This window comes from Bacillus thuringiensis (genome assembly GCF_001455345.1).
Taxonomy (GTDB): domain Bacteria; phylum Bacillota; class Bacilli; order Bacillales; family Bacillaceae_G; genus Bacillus_A; species Bacillus_A thuringiensis_N.
Genome location: NZ_CP013274.1, coordinates 3,962,629 through 3,978,317, shown reverse-complemented (window position 1 = coordinate 3,978,317; position 15,689 = coordinate 3,962,629). Strand labels below are relative to the sequence as shown.

The window sequence follows — 15,689 nt, the reverse complement described above, 5'->3', positions numbered from 1 at the left end:
TGAAGACTAGTGATGAACATACTACATTTTTTATTAGAGAATACGGTTTTCCAAAATGTATTACAAGATCTTCAGTTAAATGTCCTTTATATAGAAAATGGATGTACACATCAACAAACGATAGAAAATATTCATCCAAAATGTATGTTTATAGCAAATAGTTTTGAAGAAGGAGAATTATTGTTTCAGAGGACTAAACCACATATTGTAATTATGTATGTAACAGATTTTTCTCAAATAAAATATATAAAGAATATGTATAATCCACAGAGTACATTTATTGTCGTTTGGGATCAACAGATAACAAGCGAGTTTGCAGAGGTGCTTACGTTAGGAATACGTAATATTGTGATAGCCCCTGTGACTCCACAAATGGTGTTAGAGGAAGTGAATAAGAGTTTGTATCAGCTTTCTTTAGTACGACAAGTAAGTTTGCAACAAGAACTACTTCAAACGATGTTTGATTTTCAAAATGATCTATTATTTATAGTAGAAGACGATGAGATTGTTGATTGTAATACAAACTTTTTAGAGTTTTTCGGATATGATAATTTGTTTGCCTACCGTGAGCAACATTTAGTATTTGCTGAACATTTTATTAGAGAAAATGGATACTATTCAACAACCCATGATATAACATGGTTAGATGATACATTATCATATGATAGAAGAATTAAGATGTCCAATTATGAAGGAGAAGTATCGACTTTTTTATTGCGTGCGACACCACTGCCAGAAGATTTATCAAGATTTATTGTGAAGTGCACAGAGATTACAGAATTAGATGAAATCTATCAAGAACAAGAAAGGCTTGCAATGATAGATTCGTTAACAGAGATTTATAATCGTTTGAAGTTCCAACAAATACTAGAGGCAGAATGGGATAATGCAATGCGTAACGATGAAAAAATAGCGCTCATTTTATTTGATATAGATAATTTTAAAACAGTAAATGACACGTATGGTCATGATTTTGGTGATTTAGCGTTAATTCAGCTTGCAGAGCTTATGAAATCTAAAGTGGAGCAGCAACATGTGTTTGCAAGGTGGGGAGGAGAAGAATTTATTATTTTAGTAACGAATACAGTAGAAAAAGAGGCATTTCAGGTTGCGGAATCATTACGATTTTTCATTGAAACAAAGCAATTCTCAGGAATTTCGAAATTAACAGCGAGTTTTGGAGTTGCATTATATGAACAAGGCATTACAAGAGAAGAATTAATGCAACGAGCGGATATTGCATTATATGAAGCGAAAAAAAATGGCAAAAATCAAGTGTGTGTATATAGAAAAGAAAAAAAGTGATTTTTCGCAACAAATTGTTGCGATTTTTTTTTATTGTTTGATAATAGAATATAGGGGGGATTTTGAACGAAGGAATTATGGAGGAACAACATGATAAAAAAAATAATGACGATGGCTTCGATGTCAGTTGTAGTTTGTGGTGGAGTATACTATTTTCTCTATAACCCCAATATAAAGGAAAGCACTGTATTAACAACTAAGGTGAATCCTACTATTGAATCAGAAGTACAAGAGAATATAGAAGAAAAAGAAGAACAGCAAATTGATTATGCTAGTATATCTCAAAAGTTAGATCAATATTTAATAGGAAAGCAATTTAATGGAACAGTTTTAGTAACAGATAAAGAGCATGTTATATTGAATAAAGGATATGGATATGCTGATGTTCAAAATAAGATAGAGAATACGCCTCAAACGAAATATCGTGTCGGTTCTATTACGAAAACAGTTGTGGCCACATCTATTTTGCAGCTACAGGAACAAGGGAAGCTAAATATTCAAGATAATGTAAATAAGTATATTCCCTCTTTTCCAGTAGATAAAAATATTACTTTATATCATTTGTTAACACACACATCAGGTTTACCAGAAAGCGGAAAAGGGAAAGTGAATGCCGCTTCTCGTATAAACTTAGTAAATTGGATTGGAAGCCAAAAATTAGAATTTCCACCAGGCACAGGTTGGAGGTATACAGATTATAATTATATGGTGCTTGCCTACATTATAGAAAGCATATCAAAAAAAACTTTAGGAGATTACATAAAAGAAAATGTATTTACTAAAGCAGAAATGCATGAATCTGGTATGGGAAATATGGCTCAGGGAGATCAGTATTTTACTAAAGGATATGTAAAGAAAGAGAATGTACTTGAACCTGCACAAAAATTGTTAATGGATTGGTTATATGGATGCGGTGAGATGTATACAACAGTTGGCGACATGAAGAAGTTAGACGAAGCGATAATAAATGGGAAACTTCTTTCTGAACAAAGTATACAAGTGATGTTTTCACCTTCAACAGAACGAAAATATGCATTTAGTTTTTACATATATCCGGATTATTTTCATAATCATGGTGTACTATCTGGTTGGAACACTTTTAATAATTTTAATAAAGAAAAAGGGACATTTGTTATTTTATTTTCAAATGTGAAAAATAGTATAGATGATGATTTTAATAATGAGTTTCGAAAGATGGTAAGTGATTTATTAGAACAAAGGGGATGAGAAAATGGAACATAAAAATGTATCAATTGGTTTCATCGGTATTGGTGTAATGGGAAAAAGTATGGTCCGTCATTTAATGCAAAACGGTCATAAAGTATATGTATATAATAGAACGAAAGCGAAGACAGACTCTTTAGTGCAAGATGGTGCAAATTGGTGCGATACACCGAAAGAGTTAGTAAAGCAAGTTGATGTTGTAATGACTATGGTTGGATATCCACATGATGTAGAAGAAGTGTACTTTGGAATAGATGGAATTTTGGAGAATGCAAATGAAGGCACAATAGCAATTGATTTCACGACATCTACACCAACATTGGCAAAACGTATTAATGAAACTGGGAAAAATAAGAATGTATATACGTTAGATGCGCCTGTATCAGGAGGAGACGTTGGTGCGAAAGAAGCAAGACTCGCAATTATGGTCGGTGGCGAGAAAGAAATATATGAAAAATGTTTACCGTTATTCGAAAAACTAGGAACAAACATTCAGTTGCAAGGACCAGCTGGAAGTGGACAACATACAAAAATGTGCAATCAAATTGCGATTGCTTCTAATATGATTGGGGTATGTGAAGCTGTTGCTTATGCGAAAAAAGCTGGTCTAGATCCAGATAAAGTATTAGAGAGTATTTCAACGGGGGCAGCAGGTAGCTGGTCATTGAGTAATTTAGCTCCTCGAATGTTAAAGGGAGATTTTGAACCAGGGTTTTATGTAAAGCATTTTATGAAAGATATGAAGATTGCTTTAGACGAGGCTGAAAAATTGCAATTACCAGTACCAGGTTTAAGTTTGGCGAAGGAATTGTATGAAGAGCTAATAAAAGATGGGGAAGAGAATAGCGGAACACAAGTGTTATACAAAAAATACATAGGGGGTAAATGAGATGAATCTTCAAAAATTTGATGAGATGATTGATGCTGTACAGAGAGCAACTTGTATACAAATTAATGAAAAACAAAAAGAAGCTTTTAAACAAAAATATGATTTTGAACCGGAATTCGAATACGGAAGAGATGAGAAAGGGCATTACGTTATTCGAGCTTCAAAAAAGATGCTAGAAGAAATGGAGTTTTATTTGGCATTGAAATACGATCGAGATGGAGTTGACCTTTATATGCAAGCAGAGATTGACGGTATATGTCACGTATCTGTTAGCTATAGTGAAGATGTCCTACATTTACAAGAATTGTTTCAATTTCTAGAAGAAAATAAATAAAAGTCCTCATTTGAGGACTTTTATTTATTTAAGTATATTTAATTTTATAATTATAAGCTAGAAGCACGGCGGCATCGTTCAATTGGGAATGGAATAACTTGCGCGATGTGATTAGGACCAAATTGTTTTGCACGAGCATGCCGTATTATATAAAATGCACACAGAATTGAAACAGGAATAGCACCGAATAAACCAAAAAATAAAGCGCTTACACAAGATGCGACAAAACCTAAAACGCCAACTTCTAACTCTTCCATAATAGCTCCTAGAATAACAGGAAGTGCTCCACACGTAACCCCTAGTATAAGTGCGATAAGTAAACTCATGATTATCCCCCTCTGTTTGCGATATTCTCTTCCTTCTTAGTTAATTGTAGTATATCATATACAAAACAGAATTTTCAGAAAAAATTCAAAAAAAGTTCAATAAATGTTCAAAAAGTGTTAAGAAAGACACTTGAAAACTAGAAGGAGAAGATTGTTTATGAAAGGATGGATTTATACGTTTGAGAAAATAAAAAATCAGGCTTATTTCATTTTTGAAATAAGCCTGTTCCATAGGAGGATGTATATATGTAGAGTGAATAAAAGCTTGGAAAAGGGGGTCCAAGTCCTTTTATTCAACTAACTACCTTAATAAATTGGAACCCAGCCTTCAGTTGTCACAAAAATACGAATAGCTACAACTTGGCGATCATCTTGCAAGGTAAAATAATGTCTTGCATTTTCAGGAACAGATATGAGATCACCTGGCTCAAGTTCAACATCAAAGAATTTTCCATCTTTTCCTTCAATGGCAAAGATGCCATGCCCACTAACAATAAAGCGGACTTCATCATCAGTATGATGGTGTTCTTTTTGGAAATTAATTAATAATTCGTCAAGGTTAGGCGTGCTATTTGAAAGTGAAATTACATCATGTGCTTTATAACCTCGACGTGCTGAAACATCAGCAATTTCTTTTGAAAACACAGCTAATATTTCAGCCTTGTTTTCATCTGTTAACAAATAATTTTCATTTAAATGAGGAGGAAGCTTAGAAATATTCCACTTTTCATATAAAACGCCTTCCTCTTGTAGAAATTTAGATACTTCCACTTCATTTTCAATGCGAGTATTTACTTCATGAATACGAACTTGCGCCATTAGAAACGCCTCCTTGAATTGATAATAGTTTTATATGAAATTGGAATAAAAACTCATAAGCTTCTAATCTCTTCTTTGCATCAAAGCTATCTCGGCCCCATACGGTAATACCGTGGTTACGGATTAATACCGCTCCCGAATCACCTTGTATATGCTTTCGGAAGTTTTCTCCAAGCGTTGGGATATGGGCATGGTTTTCGATAATAGGAATGTGAATTGTTGCACCTTCTTCCCAAATATCGAGAGCTTTAATAATTTCTTGATTTTGAAGGGTAACTGCATCACTATATAAATTTGTGATGACATTATTATCAGTTGTATGAACATGAAGTACGCACCCGGCATTCGTATTGTTATAAATATGTGTATGCAATATTGTTTCTGCTGAAGGGCGTAATTCAGTCTCTAAAACGGGAACTCCTACATGATCTACTAATAGAAAATCATCTGGAGTGGTTTTTGTTTTATCTTTACCGCTTGCTGTAATGAGAAAAGTAAGTGGCTCATGACTAACTTTTATAGAAATATTACCACTTGTTGCTGGGAACCAATTTCGAGTTGTTAATTCTTTTTTTATCTCGCTTAAGTCATACCATTGACGAAAAAGTTGTTTCATGATTTCACCTCCAACAAATGTTTTAATTCATTTTGAATATCATGGAATGTTTCAAACGGTGTATAAGCAATATAATTCTCTTCACACTTTGTAATAAGGAAGTCACGAGCAAATACTTTATCTGCTTGTTTCGCAGCTTGTAAATCAGTAATAGAATCACCAATTACAATATGAAAGTCATTTGTATCACTTAATTTACGAATTAATGATGATTTACATAATCCGCAATAATTTTGACAATGATCATCACAAGAATGAGGCCATTTAACTGTAATGAACTCTTCTGAAAAGTCTGTTTCATTACAATAAATTTGCTCTTTTGGAATGAGCCCTTGTAAAAGTGGGTAGACGAAGAAACCCATTCCACCTGATATCACGTAAAAAGAAATATTATTTTCCTTTACGAATTGTATAAATTCATGAAAGCCACTGCGAATTTCGGCAGTTTCTTTTAAAAATTGAATTATATTATCGCGCAGATGAGTAGGTATTAATCGAAATAATTGAGAAACACCCTCTTGAATAGATAGCTCTTGTGATAAAATTCTATTTTTTACTTCTTCTGCTTCTGGTGGAGCGAATTTTTCCATAATAGACATAATGTTATCATTATTTGTAATCGTACCATCGAAATCACAAAACACTTGAATACTCATAACTTCACCTCATGAGAGGGGTTTCCCCATATTTGTAGTGCGCTATGTAAATTAATTTCATCTACTTCATGGAGTAATTTACCTTGCAAAGTAGCTGTAATTGCAGTACGGAAAGCTTTACCACCGCCTTGCGCTCCATACGGATGCCCATGTATCCCGCCGCCGGCATTAATAACAACATCTTTACCGAAATCTTGCAGAATAAAAGGAACGAAACCAGGATGAATACCCGCAGATGGGACAGAAAAACTTTTCTTGAAAAATGCATCTTCCTCAGTTAAATATTTTGAAATGCTGAGAGCTTCTTCTTTTTCTAATGCAACGCTTCCGTACGGAGACGGGAATAAAGAAAAATCTGCACCAGCATAACGTAGTAGCTTTCCGAGTAATAATGGAGATGAAATTCCATATAACTTCGATGCCGAATAAGCACCACTTACAGCAGGATGCGCCATAATAGGAACCGGGATTTCATCATCTTCTGCAAGTGATTGTAGTACATCTAGTCCGTAAGCAAATACGTTAAATAATAGAATATCAGCCCCAGCCTGCACTGCACGTTTTGCATTTTCTTTTAAGTCGAAAGTGCGCCCTGTTAAATTTACGGCATATAACGTTTTATGTCCGTATGTTTCATAGACTGATTGTAAAACTTCTTTTCCAGATACTATTCGTTTCGTGAGTGGTGTTAATGAGTTCTCAAATAAAATTTCATCATCTTTTACAATATCTACACCACCAATTGCTTGATCACGTAATTGCGTTTTTAAATACCCAATATTTCGTCCAATCATTCCCTTAAAAATGCTCATTAAAAGGGGACGCTCATACACTTGTAAAAGGTTTCGAATACCATCTATCCCGAATTTTGGACCAGGAAAATGTTTTTTTAACTCGTCTGAAAAAGTTAAGTCAATTAATTTTACTTCGCCATCAAGGGATAGCTTTCCAAATGTAGTCGTTAAAATTGCTGGTAAATCTGGACTGAAGTTTAATAACGGATATTCGATTTTAATAATTCCGCGTTTTACTTTTTTACGTAAATACGAATTCGTATGTTCATGTTCAGCTAATTCCTCAATATGAATGACGTTGCCTTTATGTTGCTTTAATTGTTCTTGCAATAATTGTGGCAAATGAGTCCAAGAGCCAATTGTTAAACCGAGTGCAATTTGCTCAGCTTTTTTTTCTAAGTTATGTGAATCATCATGGATTAAATACGTCGCTATAATTCCGCTCATTGTTATAACCTCCTAGTTAAATAAAAAAACCTCTCAGCTAAGGAGAGGTTTTTTTACAACCAGCTCCTTATCTGTCAGCATAATGCTGCGAGAATTAGCACCGTGTCTACGATTGTAGATCGGTTGCCGGGTTTCGTCGGGCTCGTCCCTCCACCTGCTCTTGATAAGAAGTATTTAGAAATGTTTAAATTTTTAAGATAACTGAATTTTGTCAGATATTTTTTATGTTGTCAATGGCTTTTTGAAAAAATTTAATTTATCAATTCGATTAATGGCTTCTCGTAATCTATCTTCTGTATGCAAGAGACCAACGCGGACATACCCTTCGCCGTGCTCGCCAAATCCAATACCAGGAGCAACTGCAACGTGTGCTTTTTCTAGTAAAATATCAGAAAATTGCTCGGATGTATAACCTTCTGGTACAGGAAGCCATGCAAAGAATGATCCGGTTGGAATGTCTACCTTCCAACCAATTGAGTGACAAGCTGAAATAAGAGCGTTTCTCCGAGATTCGTAACTATTTACAAGATCTACTACACAAGACTGTGAACTTAATAGTGCTTCGCGAGCAGCATCTTGAATTGCACCAAAAATACTAACATACATATGATCTTGCAATAGGTTAATGGTTTCGATGACACTTTCATTTCCAACTGCAAAAGCAATACGCCAGCCAGCCATATTGAAAGTTTTTGATAACGTGTAAATTTCAATTCCTATATCTTTCGCACCATCTGCTTGCAAGAAACTAACAGGCTTTTGACCATCAAATCCAATAGCACCGTAAGCAAAATCATGAACAACTAATATATTATGCTTATTAGCAAAATGAATGGTTTCGTCAAAGAAATCTTTTGATGCAGTAGCACCAGTAGGGTTATTTGGATAGTTTAAAAACATTAATTTTGCTTGTTTCGCAATAGTGTCATCAATTTTTGTATAATCCGGTAAAAAATTATTTTCTGCAATAAGCGGCATTGTTTCAAAGTGTGCCTTTGCTAAGGAAACCCCAGATAAATAATCTGGATAGCCTGGATCCGGAACGAGAATTGTATCACCAGGATTTGTAAAACAAATGGGTAATTCTACTAGTCCAGCCTTCCCACCAAACAAAATAGCAACTTCAGTTTTTGGGTTTAATTCGACGCCGTATTCACGTTTATAGAATGTAGTCACGGCTTCCTTTAAGCTTTCATGTCCGCGAAATGGCGGATATTTATGATGAATGGTCTTTTCGGCAGCATCTTGTAAAGCTTTTACGATATGCTGCGGTGTTGGTTGATCTGGATTACCTTGACCTAGATTAATAACATCGTGACCAGCTGCTACGACTTTGTTAACTTTTGCAACAAGTGAAGCGAAAAATTGTGTTGGCAATGATGTTACTATCTCAGAAGGTTGAAATGATTTCATACTTTCCACCTCTTTTGAAAGTTGTTACAATTCTAGTGACAAATGATATAATCTTTCCAGTATTTTGTAAAGAAAAAAATGAGAATGGGGCTGAAAATATGAAAGTCGCATGTATTCAAATGGATATTGTCTTTGGAGATGTAGAAAAAAATATTGAGAATGCTAAAAATAAAATAAGTGAAGCGATGAAAGAAAGACCAGATGTTATCGTCTTACCAGAACTATGGACAACAGGATATGATTTAACGAGGCTTAATGAAATTGCAGATAGGGATGGATTAGAAACGCAAGAAAAGTTGATAGAATGGTCGAAACAATATGGTGTACATATTGTTGGTGGTTCTATAGCAAAGCAAACAGAACAAGGTGTTACAAATACAATGTATGTTGTAACGAATAAAGGAGAACTAGTCAATGAATATAGTAAAGTGCATTTATTTCAGCTTATGGATGAGCATAAATATTTAATCGCTGGAAATAGTACAGGTGAATTTAAGTTAGATGATGTTGAGTGCGCTGGCACAATTTGTTATGATATTCGTTTTCCAGAATGGATGCGGGTTCATACTGCTCGAGGAGCAAAAGTTTTATTTGTTGTAGCGGAATGGCCATTAGTTCGTTTAGCACATTGGCGTTTACTATTGCAAGCAAGAGCAGTTGAAAATCAGTGTTATGTTGTTGCATGTAATAGGGCAGGAAAGGATCCGAATAATGAGTTTGCCGGTCATTCTTTAATTGTCGATCCTTGGGGCGAAGTTATTGTAGAGGCGAATGAAGAAGAATCAATTTTATTTGGAGAGCTTACATTCGAGAAAATTAAAGAAGTACGCAAAGGAATTCCTGTTTTTGCAGATCGTCGTCCAGAATTATACAAATAAAATGTTGACAAGTGATTTTTATTCTTGGTATAGTCTTCAACATAAAGTTAAAAATTCTAAAAAATTATACAACTCTTATCAAGAGCAGGTGGAGGGATTTGGCCCGATGAAGCCCAGCAACCGACCGTAATACCATTGTGAAATGGGGCGTTTATGACGCCAAAAGGCACGGTGCTAATTCCAGCAGAAAGTTTACTTTCTGGCAGATAAGAGGGGAGAAGATAAACTTCAAACCTCTTTCTTAGTGGAAAGAGGTTTTTCTATGTTAGAAAAACCTCTGAATTAAAAAAAGGGGGAGAAGACGATGGGATATTATTCATTAACTGAAACAACAGCTATACAATATGCGAAAGAACACGGTTATTTTGAAAAGAAAGCAAATGTAGTTTGTCATGAAATTGGAGACGGAAACTTAAATTACGTGTTCAAATTAGATGATGGAGAGAAATCAATTATAATAAAACAAGCACTGCCTTATGCGAAAGTAGTTGGTGAAAGCTGGCCATTGTCTATAAAAAGAGCAACGATTGAAAGCAAGGCATTACAAATTTTTGCGCAGTATGTACCGGATTATGTTCCAGTAGTGTACAGTCATGATGAAGAGTTAGCGATAACGGTAATAGAAGACTTATCAAGACTAACAATTACAAGAAAAGGATTAATAGACGGAGAAGAATATCCGCTTTTATCCCAGCATATCGGCCGTTTTCTAGCGCATGTTTTATTTTATACTTCAGATTTTGGTTTACAGTCAGAAGAGAAAAGGGTACTAGAAGGTACATTTGTAAACCCAGACCTTTGCAAAATTACAGAAGATTTGGTGTTTACAGATCCGTTTGGTCATTACGATACGAATGATTATGAGCCGGAGTTACAATTGGCTGTTGATGAACTTTGGAGTGATAAAACTCTAAAACTAAAAGTGGCTCAATATAAATATAAGTTTTTAACGAAAAAAGAAGCGCTTATTCATGGTGATTTACATACAGGTAGTATTTTTTCATCACCTTCTGAAACGAAAGTGATTGATCCAGAATTTGCGACATATGGCCCATTTGGATTTGACATCGGTCAATTTATTGCAAATCTATTATTAAATGCTTTATCTAGAGAAGAAGAACAGAGAAGTGTACTATTTTTCCATATAGAAAAGACGTGGAGTTATTTTGTAGAAACTTTTACAAAGTTATGGATTGGAGAAGGTGTAGAAGCATATACGAAAGAAAAACAATGGTTACCAATTATTTTGCAAAATATCTTTACTGATGCAGTTGGATTTGCCGGATGTGAACTGATTCGTAGAACAATTGGTTTAGCTCATGTAGCAGATTTAGATGAAATAGAAAATAAAGAAACAAGAATTCAAGCTAAGAAACAAGCGCTATCCTTAGGTAAAGAACTAATAAAATATGAATCTAAAAGTGCTGATATACAACTGTTTCGAACATTATTTCAACAGACAGTTTCAGGGGGCGTAAAAGCGTGAGTACAATTGTTACTGTTCCGAGATCTGTAAGCTGGAAAGGTGATGCAATTGCGGTATTAAATCAAACGAAATTGCCGCATAGCACAGAATACAAAACATTGACGACTATTGAAGAGGTTTGGAAAAGCATCGTAATGTTAGAAGTACGAGGAGCGCCTGTAATTGGAATTGTAGCTGCATTTGGCTTGGCGCTTGCATCAAAAAAATATAACACTGTACATATTGAAGAATTTCAAAAGAAGTTTAATAGAGATTGTAATTATTTAGGAACGTCACGCCCGACAGCAGTAAATTTATTTTGGGCAATTGATCGTATGAGAGAATCTATTCGAGATATTACTACAATAAAAGAAGCACAAAAAACATTAGAAGAAGAAGCGCTTCGCATTCAGCAGGAAGATGAAGAGGTGTGCCGAAATATTGGGGAATATGCGTTAACATGTTTTAAAGATGGCGATAATATTTTAACAATCTGTAACGCTGGAAGTATCGCAACTGCCAGATATGGAACTGCATTAGCTCCCTTTTATATTGGAAAAGAGAAAGGTGTGCGTTTACATGCATATGCGTGTGAAACGAGACCAGTTTTACAAGGTGGTCGCTTAACGACCTGGGAATTGAAGCAAGCAAATATTGATGTGACCCTTATTACAGATAATACTGCAGCTCATGCTATTCAAACGAAAGAAATAAATGCAATTATTGTAGGGGCGGATCGAATTGTCGCAAATGGAGATACGGCAAATAAAATAGGGACAATGAATTTAGCTATTTTAGCAAAGCACTTTGATATTCCATTTTATGTTGCTGCGCCACTGTCAACATTTGATGTTACGAAAGAAACTGGAGCCGAAATAATTATTGAAGAAAGAGATGAAACAGAAGTTACGAAAATCTTTGGAAAACAAGTAGCACCAATTGGAACGAGTGTTTATAACCCTGCATTTGACGTAACACCGAACGAATTAATTACAGGAATTATTACTGAGAAAGGTATTATAAGCGGGGATTATAAAAGAGAAATTGCATCATTATTTGAAAAACAGGCTAATACATAATAGCTTGTTTTTTTTATGCCTAAATGCATTGTTTTCTCTTACTTATATAATGAAAGGAGGAGAAGAGGATGGAAGAGTGGATCAAGATGATAGGTAATGTAGGGTTTCCAATTGTTGTAACATTATATTTACTCCACCGTATTGAAAGTAAATTAGAGGGGGTAATTGTTGCAATTGAGAAGCTCCCGCGGCAATTACTAAAGTACGAAGATCCTCGTAATAAAAAATAAAGTTTGCTCTTCTTGAGCAAACTTTATTTTTTATTGAGCAGTATAGCCACCATCGATAACGACAGCTTGACCAGTTATACCTTTAGCTTTTTCACTCGCTAAAAACATAGCATAATCAGCGATTTCTTGTACTTGTAATAAGCGCTTTTGTGGGACGAATGGATAAATAACATCTTCTAAAACATTTTCAAGTGGTACATTTCGTGTAGTAGCTAAGTCTTGTAGTTGATTACGTACAAGAGGGGTATCGACATAACCAGGACAAAGGGCATTAACAGTAATACCATGCGTAGCACCTTCTAAAGCGGCAACTTTTGTTAATCCAATTACGCCATGTTTTGCACTATTGTAGGCAGCTTTTCCAGCAAACCCGACAAGGCCGTTAATAGAAGCGACATTAATAATACGACCATATTTTTGTTGTTTCATAATCGGAAAGGCATGCTTAATTGCGATAAACGGAGCAATTTGCATAATTTGAATTAGTAGCTCAAACTTTTCCGTTGGAAAGTCTTCAATGGGTGAAACGTGTTGCATTCCTGCGTTGTTAATTAATATATCTAATGAACCGAAATGACTAACTGTTTGAGAAATTGATGCTGTAATTTCCTCTTCAGATGTAACGTCACATTTTAAACCGATAGCTTGAAAACCTTCATTTTGTAATTGTTCAGCTGCTTCTTTCGCACGTTCTTCAAGACGATCAGTAATCACAACTTTTGCACCTTCTTTTGCAAAAGCACTTCCCATTTCATATCCAATACCACTCGCAGCACCTGTTAAAAAGACAACTCGATTTGTAACCATGATGAAAAACATCCCTTCATAATAAAGTTTTCATAGTGCTCTATTTAGAGAGGTTATAATGAAAATCCTGCAAACATTTGGAAAAAATATCGTTAGCTATCTTGTTTTGCAAAATAGTCTTTGCTATACTATTTTGTAAAGCAAGATACTTACGCTTATCTATCTTGTAAAACAAGATAGCAGGAGGATTTGAATTATGTCGACAAGTCAAATGCTGAAAGGGATCTTAGAAGGATGCTTACTTGCTATTATTTCTGAAGGCGAAATATACGGTTATGAAATGAGTGAGAAGCTAGCAAAGTATGGTTTTACAATGGCGAGTGAGGGAAGTATTTATCCGTTATTAATACGAATGCAAAAAGAAGGATTAATAACAAGCGTAATGAAGGAATCTCCATCTGGTCCAAAGAGAAAATATTACACATTAACAGAAAAAGGCGAGGAAGCACTTGATGAATTTATGGATCGCTGGGAAGCGATGCAAAGTAGTGTGGAACGTCTACTTGAAGGGAAGGGGAGAAGAAAATAATGTTATCAAATGAAGCACGGAAGTTTTTATTAGATATGAGATTATTTTTGACCGCAAAGGGTGTGAAAGAAAGCGATATTGAGAGCTTTATCGAAGACGCAGAACTTCATTTAATAGAAGGTGAAAGTGATGGGAAAAGAGTAGAAGATATTTTCGGAAGCTCACCGAAAGAATATGCAAATGAACTTGTAAAAGTGATGGAAAGAGATAGACAAGAAACGTGGAAGCAAATTGGTTTTACAGTAATGAATATCGTATCTTTTTGGATTATTGCTTCTATCTTAATAGTAAATAACGGAATTCTACAGATTTCACTTATTCAGTGTATTGGCTATAGCTTTACATTGATCATAGCAGTAATGGGGCCTAATTTTCTACTTCGTAAAATGACCTTCGTAACAAGCTTTACAAAAACATGGTTTGCTATGTGGTCGTTAGTCATAATCGCACCAATGTTTCTAATAGGGGCTGTAACGATATTAGATGTGATTTATCCTACAAAAATGTTTATATTCACCCAAATGCAAAGTTATATATTAGCTGGTGGTATTTTCATCATTACAGTAGCAATAAATATATATTTTAATGGATGGTTTAAAAACTTATATTTAATCATCCCGCTTTCTATTATGTTAATGTTTAAAACATTTACATCTGAAGATCTCATGCCAATGTTATTTCAAATTATATGTTTATACGGAAGTTTGTTTATTTTGATTTTCCTTGAAATTATGATGAAGACGAATAGAAGAGAAACGGTTTAATAAGGGAGGGATTATTATGAAGATTTCTAAAGAAGGGGAAAAGTTTTTAATCGATACGAAAGTGTATTTAATAACAAAAGGAATTAAAGAAGAAGATGTGGACGCCTTTCTAGAAGATGCAGAGCTTCATTTAATAGAAGGTGAGAAAGAGGGAAAGACGGTAAGTGATATATTTGGTGATTCACCAAAAGAGTATGCGGAAGAATTAGCGAAAGAGATGGAGAAGGATAAAAGCGGAAGTGTAAAGACTATTTTAGGAATGATAATTGGAATAGGGGGATATTGGTTACTTACAAATATTTTATTTGGAAATCCGAATCAACAATTTACGTTAACAAATGTACAGTTAATTGGTTATCCTATCGTTTTAATTATTACAATTATTGGAACGATTGTTGCGTTTAGAATGTCTTCTTTTAAAAGTAAATTAGTAGAGTTTGGGATTATTTATATAATAGTGATGATACCTATTTTATTATTGGTGTTATTAATGTTTATGAATAAATGGTATGGGACGCCAATTTTACAATTGTCGACAATGCAGACATATATATTAGCAGTAACTATATTTTTATTACTTCTTATTGGTGAAGTATATGTTCTTGGTTGGATGGGTGTTTTGGTACTAATTGTTCCTCTTGCGATTATGTTCTTATTTAAAGACTTGGAAGAAAGAAATGTATTTTGGGGAATTGCAAAGATCTTACTTATGTATGGAAGTATATATGGATTAATGAGATGGTCTTTAAAAATTGAAGAGAGAAAAAGTGTAAACTAGTTGAATGCTAATTTTTATTAAGAGGAGAACAAACATGCAAAGTATATTTCTAGGTATATTGTCTATTATATTTTTAGGTTTAACGATTTCGGGGCTATATACTACCTTTTCAAAAAAGGTACACGATAACTATTTCGATACTTTATTAGATGATACATCGGGTTATGTTTTGTTCTTCGGCTTAATAGGAAAAGGGCTGCTCTGGATATGCAAAAAATTATTTCCAAAGAAATATTATATAGAGATTTTTAGAGTAATTGTATTTATGTTTAGTTGTATATTTGCATCCGTTGCAGCCGGAATTTGGTTTGTTAATTGGAATATATTGTTTTAAAC

The 15,689-nt window shown here is 34.4% G+C and carries 19 protein-coding genes and 2 riboswitches; of the genes, 12 read left to right on the top strand and 7 right to left on the bottom strand.

Annotated features, from left to right (window positions below):
- Nucleotides 1-12: 12 nt before the first annotated feature.
- The 4 genes from ATN06_RS20580 to ATN06_RS20565 all read left to right on the top strand — a co-directional run bounded on the left by ATN06_RS20580 (nucleotide 13) and on the right by ATN06_RS20565 (nucleotide 3,752).
- Nucleotides 13-1,305, top strand: coding sequence for a GGDEF domain-containing protein (locus tag ATN06_RS20580; protein ID WP_060632132.1), 1,293 nt, complete (start codon nucleotides 13-15; stop codon nucleotides 1,303-1,305).
- 90 nt (nucleotides 1,306-1,395) lie between these two features.
- Nucleotides 1,396-2,532 (top strand): serine hydrolase domain-containing protein, encoded by a 1,137-nt coding sequence (locus tag ATN06_RS20575; protein WP_060632131.1) that lies wholly within the window; start codon nucleotides 1,396-1,398, stop codon nucleotides 2,530-2,532.
- Nucleotides 2,533-2,536: 4 nt separating this feature from the next.
- Nucleotides 2,537-3,418 (top strand): NAD(P)-dependent oxidoreductase, encoded by an 882-nt coding sequence (locus tag ATN06_RS20570; protein WP_060632130.1) that lies wholly within the window; start codon nucleotides 2,537-2,539, stop codon nucleotides 3,416-3,418.
- A gap of 1 nt (nucleotide 3,419) precedes the next feature.
- Nucleotides 3,420-3,752 carry a DUF3909 family protein gene (locus ATN06_RS20565; RefSeq protein WP_060632129.1) on the top strand — a complete coding sequence of 111 codons (333 nt, stop codon included), beginning with the start codon at nucleotides 3,420-3,422 and terminating at the stop codon, nucleotides 3,750-3,752.
- 50 nt (nucleotides 3,753-3,802) lie between these two features.
- Here ATN06_RS20565 and ATN06_RS20560 read toward each other — a convergent pair whose 3' ends face one another.
- From ATN06_RS20560 to ATN06_RS20535, 6 genes are all read right to left on the bottom strand, one after another.
- Entirely contained in the window at nucleotides 3,803-4,078 is a 276-nt protein-coding gene (locus ATN06_RS20560) for a hypothetical protein (RefSeq protein ID WP_060632128.1), read from the bottom strand.
- A gap of 306 nt (nucleotides 4,079-4,384) precedes the next feature.
- Nucleotides 4,385-4,897, bottom strand: coding sequence for a 1,2-dihydroxy-3-keto-5-methylthiopentene dioxygenase (locus tag ATN06_RS20555; RefSeq protein WP_060632127.1), 513 nt, complete (start codon nucleotides 4,895-4,897; stop codon nucleotides 4,385-4,387).
- A complete protein-coding gene (locus ATN06_RS20550; protein WP_060632126.1) occupies nucleotides 4,875-5,513 on the bottom strand; it encodes a methylthioribulose 1-phosphate dehydratase in 639 nt (212 codons plus the stop codon). The genes ATN06_RS20555 and ATN06_RS20550 overlap by 23 nt, the downstream gene beginning before the upstream one ends.
- Nucleotides 5,510-6,169: a 2-hydroxy-3-keto-5-methylthiopentenyl-1-phosphate phosphatase gene (locus ATN06_RS20545; RefSeq protein ID WP_060632125.1), complete on the bottom strand. Its 660-nt coding sequence runs from the start codon at nucleotides 6,167-6,169 to the stop codon at nucleotides 5,510-5,512. The genes ATN06_RS20550 and ATN06_RS20545 overlap by 4 nt, the downstream gene beginning before the upstream one ends.
- A complete protein-coding gene (gene mtnW, locus ATN06_RS20540; RefSeq protein ID WP_060632124.1) occupies nucleotides 6,166-7,410 on the bottom strand; it encodes a 2,3-diketo-5-methylthiopentyl-1-phosphate enolase in 1,245 nt (414 codons plus the stop codon). The genes ATN06_RS20545 and mtnW overlap by 4 nt, the downstream gene beginning before the upstream one ends.
- Before the next feature lie 64 nt (nucleotides 7,411-7,474).
- A riboswitch (SAM riboswitch) is annotated at nucleotides 7,475-7,580 on the bottom strand.
- A 52-nt stretch (nucleotides 7,581-7,632) separates the two neighbouring features.
- Nucleotides 7,633-8,823, bottom strand: coding sequence for a pyridoxal phosphate-dependent aminotransferase (locus ATN06_RS20535; RefSeq protein WP_060632123.1), 1,191 nt, complete (start codon nucleotides 8,821-8,823; stop codon nucleotides 7,633-7,635).
- Between the two features lie 14 nt (nucleotides 8,824-8,837).
- Between ATN06_RS20535 and ATN06_RS20530 the strand changes: the two genes are divergently transcribed.
- The 4 genes from ATN06_RS20530 (at nucleotide 8,838) to ATN06_RS20515 (ending at nucleotide 12,475) form a co-directional block, all read left to right on the top strand.
- Nucleotides 8,838-9,701, top strand: coding sequence for a carbon-nitrogen family hydrolase (locus ATN06_RS20530; RefSeq protein WP_060633177.1), 864 nt, complete (start codon nucleotides 8,838-8,840; stop codon nucleotides 9,699-9,701).
- A 72-nt stretch (nucleotides 9,702-9,773) separates the two neighbouring features.
- Nucleotides 9,774-9,914: riboswitch (SAM riboswitch) on the top strand.
- A 91-nt stretch (nucleotides 9,915-10,005) separates the two neighbouring features.
- On the top strand, nucleotides 10,006-11,187 hold the full coding sequence (gene mtnK / locus ATN06_RS20525) for an S-methyl-5-thioribose kinase (RefSeq protein WP_060632122.1): 1,182 nt from the start codon (nucleotides 10,006-10,008) through the stop codon (nucleotides 11,185-11,187).
- On the top strand, nucleotides 11,184-12,245 hold the full coding sequence (gene mtnA / locus ATN06_RS20520; protein ID WP_060632121.1) for an S-methyl-5-thioribose-1-phosphate isomerase: 1,062 nt from the start codon (nucleotides 11,184-11,186) through the stop codon (nucleotides 12,243-12,245). The genes mtnK and mtnA overlap by 4 nt, the downstream gene beginning before the upstream one ends.
- 68 nt (nucleotides 12,246-12,313) lie before the next feature.
- The gene (locus ATN06_RS20515; RefSeq protein WP_000393338.1) at nucleotides 12,314-12,475 is read left to right on the top strand and encodes a YvrJ family protein; all 162 of its coding nucleotides are present in this window, start codon (nucleotides 12,314-12,316) and stop codon (nucleotides 12,473-12,475) included.
- 30 nt (nucleotides 12,476-12,505) lie between these two features.
- On the opposite strand, the gene ATN06_RS20510 is transcribed toward ATN06_RS20515, so the two are convergent.
- On the bottom strand, nucleotides 12,506-13,282 hold the full coding sequence (locus ATN06_RS20510) for a 3-hydroxybutyrate dehydrogenase (RefSeq protein ID WP_060632120.1): 777 nt from the start codon (nucleotides 13,280-13,282) through the stop codon (nucleotides 12,506-12,508).
- Nucleotides 13,283-13,478: 196 nt separating this feature from the next.
- On the opposite strand from ATN06_RS20510, the gene ATN06_RS20505 reads away from it, so the two are divergent.
- From ATN06_RS20505 to ATN06_RS20490, 4 genes are read left to right on the top strand one after another with little or no spacing between them, the layout of a single operon-like run.
- Nucleotides 13,479-13,811: a PadR family transcriptional regulator gene (locus ATN06_RS20505; RefSeq protein WP_000107977.1), complete on the top strand. Its 333-nt coding sequence runs from the start codon at nucleotides 13,479-13,481 to the stop codon at nucleotides 13,809-13,811.
- The gene (locus ATN06_RS20500; protein WP_060632119.1) at nucleotides 13,811-14,575 is read left to right on the top strand and encodes a DUF1129 domain-containing protein; all 765 of its coding nucleotides are present in this window, start codon (nucleotides 13,811-13,813) and stop codon (nucleotides 14,573-14,575) included. The genes ATN06_RS20505 and ATN06_RS20500 overlap by 1 nt, the downstream gene beginning before the upstream one ends.
- 16 nt (nucleotides 14,576-14,591) lie before the next feature.
- Nucleotides 14,592-15,353: a DUF1129 domain-containing protein gene (locus ATN06_RS20495; protein WP_060632118.1), complete on the top strand. Its 762-nt coding sequence runs from the start codon at nucleotides 14,592-14,594 to the stop codon at nucleotides 15,351-15,353.
- 34 nt (nucleotides 15,354-15,387) lie between these two features.
- Nucleotides 15,388-15,687, top strand: coding sequence for a hypothetical protein (locus ATN06_RS20490; protein WP_060632117.1), 300 nt, complete (start codon nucleotides 15,388-15,390; stop codon nucleotides 15,685-15,687).
- Nucleotides 15,688-15,689: the final 2 nt, after the last annotated feature.

Excerpts from the sequence above, each read along its gene's own strand:
- ATN06_RS20580 (WP_060632132.1), top strand. The coding sequence starts at position 13 with ATGAACATACTACATTTTTTATTAGAGAATACGGTTTTCCAAAATGTA.
- ATN06_RS20575 (WP_060632131.1), top strand. The coding sequence starts at position 1,396 with ATGATAAAAAAAATAATGACGATGGCTTCGATGTCAGTTGTAGTTTGT.
- ATN06_RS20570 (WP_060632130.1), top strand. The coding sequence starts at position 2,537 with ATGGAACATAAAAATGTATCAATTGGTTTCATCGGTATTGGTGTAATG.
- ATN06_RS20565 (WP_060632129.1), top strand. The coding sequence starts at position 3,420 with ATGAATCTTCAAAAATTTGATGAGATGATTGATGCTGTACAGAGAGCA.
- ATN06_RS20560 (WP_060632128.1), bottom strand. The coding sequence starts at position 4,078 with ATGAGTTTACTTATCGCACTTATACTAGGGGTTACGTGTGGAGCACTT.
- ATN06_RS20555 (WP_060632127.1), bottom strand. The coding sequence starts at position 4,897 with ATGGCGCAAGTTCGTATTCATGAAGTAAATACTCGCATTGAAAATGAA.
- ATN06_RS20550 (WP_060632126.1), bottom strand. The coding sequence starts at position 5,513 with ATGAAACAACTTTTTCGTCAATGGTATGACTTAAGCGAGATAAAAAAA.
- ATN06_RS20545 (WP_060632125.1), bottom strand. The coding sequence starts at position 6,169 with ATGAGTATTCAAGTGTTTTGTGATTTCGATGGTACGATTACAAATAAT.
- mtnW (WP_060632124.1), bottom strand. The coding sequence starts at position 7,410 with ATGAGCGGAATTATAGCGACGTATTTAATCCATGATGATTCACATAAC.
- ATN06_RS20535 (WP_060632123.1), bottom strand. The coding sequence starts at position 8,823 with ATGAAATCATTTCAACCTTCTGAGATAGTAACATCATTGCCAACACAA.
- mtnK (WP_060632122.1), top strand. The coding sequence starts at position 10,006 with ATGGGATATTATTCATTAACTGAAACAACAGCTATACAATATGCGAAA.
- ATN06_RS20515 (WP_000393338.1), top strand. The coding sequence starts at position 12,314 with ATGGAAGAGTGGATCAAGATGATAGGTAATGTAGGGTTTCCAATTGTT.
- ATN06_RS20510 (WP_060632120.1), bottom strand. The coding sequence starts at position 13,282 with ATGGTTACAAATCGAGTTGTCTTTTTAACAGGTGCTGCGAGTGGTATT.
- ATN06_RS20505 (WP_000107977.1), top strand. The coding sequence starts at position 13,479 with ATGTCGACAAGTCAAATGCTGAAAGGGATCTTAGAAGGATGCTTACTT.
- ATN06_RS20500 (WP_060632119.1), top strand. The coding sequence starts at position 13,811 with ATGTTATCAAATGAAGCACGGAAGTTTTTATTAGATATGAGATTATTT.
- ATN06_RS20495 (WP_060632118.1), top strand. The coding sequence starts at position 14,592 with ATGAAGATTTCTAAAGAAGGGGAAAAGTTTTTAATCGATACGAAAGTG.
- ATN06_RS20490 (WP_060632117.1), top strand. The coding sequence starts at position 15,388 with ATGCAAAGTATATTTCTAGGTATATTGTCTATTATATTTTTAGGTTTA.